Raw genomic sequence first — 2,101 nt, 5'->3', positions numbered from 1 at the left:
ATGCCGTTCGCCATGCGCCGAAAGAAGTGATCGCGGCGGCGGCATCGGCGACCGCGCCGGCATCGACCGCCAGCGCCACGGTTTCGGTCAATGGCAGCAGGATCGGCTGAAAGCCGGCATCCGCAAGCCGGCGCGCCGTGCGCGAGGCGCCCGGTTCGGGCCTCGTCACCAGGACGCGGAGCATGTCAGGTCCAGCCGTCGAAGAATGTTTCGCCGGCTTTGGCCCGAACGATCGCGGCGGCTTCCGCGCCAATGCGCGCCGCCTCCTGCGCCGGCCCTTGCAGCCTGACTTCATGCGACTGTGTGCCATCGGGCGAGATGATCAGTCCGGCAAAGGAAACCGTTCCGCCCGATATCGTCGCATGGCCGGCGATCGGCGTGCGGCAGGAGCCGTCGAGCGCCGCCAGGAAGGCGCGCTCGCAGGCCAGCGCCTGGCCGGTCGGCACGTCGTGGATTGCCGTCAGCATCTGTTCCACGTCGCGGTCGCCGATACGGCTTTCGATACAGATCGCGCCTTGTCCCGGCGCCGGCGGAAAGACCTCGAGCGGCATCAGGTCGGTGACGACATCTTCGAGCCCGAGCCGCTTCAGCCCGGCATAGGCGAGGATGGTGCCGTCGGCGATGCCCTCGTCGAGCTTGCGCAGCCGCGTCTGCACATTGCCGCGAAACATCACCACCTCGATGTCCGGCCGCATCCGCCGGATCAGCGCCTGGCGCCGCAGCGACGACGAACCGACCCTGGCGCGTTGCGGCAGGCCGGCAATCGTTCGCGCCGCCTTGCCGATGAAGGCGTCACGCGCGTCCTCGCGCGGCAGGAAGGCGGACAGTTCCAGCCCTTCGGGCAACAGGGTCGGCATGTCCTTCGACGAATGCACGGCGATGTCGATGCGGCGCGCCAGCAGCGCCTCCTCGATCTCCTTGGTGAACAGGCCCTTGCCGCCGGCTTCCGACAGCGGCCGGTCCTGGATGCGGTCGCCGCTGGTCGAGATGACGACCACCTCGAAAGCTTCCGCCGGCATGCCGTGCGCGGCCATCAGTCGCGCCTGCGTTTCATGCGCCTGCGCCAGCGCCAGCGGGCTGCCGCGTGTTCCGATTTTCAAGGTTGTTTGCATGACGCGCCGTCCGTGATAACCCCCGGCAGATCGAGGCCGTTTTCCGGCTTTCTCCTATCGGGGAAAGGCCGGTTGCACAATCATCGAGGACAGCGACGAATTGATCCGCGTTCTGGGCATCGAGACGAGTTGCGACGAGACCGCCGCCAGCGTGGTGGCGCTGGACGGTCGCAGCACGCCGCAAATCCTGTCTAACGTCGTGCTCAGCCAGATCGAGGAGCATGCCGCTTTCGGCGGCGTCGTGCCGGAGATCGCCGCGCGCGCGCATGTCGAGGCGCTCGACGGTATCATCGAAGCAGCGCTGGCCGATTCCGGCGTCGACCTCGCCGACATCGATGCGATTGCCGCCACCGCCGGTCCCGGTCTTGTCGGCGGGCTGATTGTCGGCCTGATGACGGCAAAAGCAATCGCCGCGGCAGCCAAAAAACCGCTGATCGCCATCAACCATCTCGAAGGCCATGCGCTGACGGCCAGATTGACCGACGGGCTCGACTTTCCCTACCTCTTGCTGCTAGTCTCCGGCGGCCATACGCAGATCGTCGCCTTGCGCGGCGTCGGCGACTACCAGCGCTGGGCGACGACCATCGATGACGCGCTTGGCGAGGCCTTCGACAAGACGGCCAAGATGCTCGGCCTGCCCTATCCGGGCGGACCGAATGTCGAGAAGGCGGCGGCAAATGGCGATGCGGCGCGTTTTGCGTTTCCGCGCCCGATGAAGGGCTCGGCGCAGCCCGATTTTTCCTTCTCCGGTCTCAAGACCGCGGTGCGCCAGGCGGCAACGGCCATCGCCCCGCTGAGCGACCAGGACGTCGCCGATATCTGCGCCTCGTTCCAGGCGGCGGTGGCGGATGCGCTGGGCGACCGTGTTGCGCGGGCGCTGACCAGGTTCCGTCAGCAATTCCCGGACAAGGCCGAGCCTGCGCTGGTTGTCGCCGGCGGCGTCGCCGCCAATCGGACCATCAAGGCGACATTGCAGGGCCTGTGCGAGC

At 67.4% G+C, this 2,101-nt stretch carries 2 protein-coding genes and 1 pseudogene; 1 reads left to right on the top strand and 2 read right to left on the bottom strand.

The window, feature by feature from the left end; all coding sequences use genetic code 11:
• Both E5W70_RS32090 and hemC read right to left on the bottom strand, forming a co-directional pair.
• Window positions 1–184: pseudogene (locus E5W70_RS32090) on the bottom strand (uroporphyrinogen-III synthase); the annotation flags it as partial.
• A gap of 1 nt (window position 185) precedes the next feature.
• Entirely contained in the window at window positions 186–1,112 is a 927-nt protein-coding gene (gene hemC, locus E5W70_RS32085) for a hydroxymethylbilane synthase (RefSeq protein WP_292665340.1), read from the bottom strand.
• Window positions 1,113–1,215: 103 nt separating this feature from the next.
• On the opposite strand from hemC, the gene tsaD reads away from it, so the two are divergent.
• Window positions 1,216–2,101, top strand: an 886-nt coding sequence (gene tsaD / locus E5W70_RS32080) for a tRNA (adenosine(37)-N6)-threonylcarbamoyltransferase complex transferase subunit TsaD (protein ID WP_292665338.1), incomplete at its 3' end; no start/stop codon positions are given.

The organism is Mesorhizobium sp., assembly GCF_005063415.1.
In the GTDB taxonomy this organism is placed as follows: Bacteria; Pseudomonadota; Alphaproteobacteria; order Rhizobiales; family Rhizobiaceae; genus Mesorhizobium.
Note: the sequence above shows the minus strand (reverse complement) of the source record. Positions and strands in the feature narration are given on the sequence as shown.

Coding starts and splice junctions, on each gene's coding strand:
- hemC (WP_292665340.1), bottom strand. CDS start 1,112: ATGCAAACAACCTTGAAAATCGGAACACGCGGCAGCCCGCTGGCGCTG.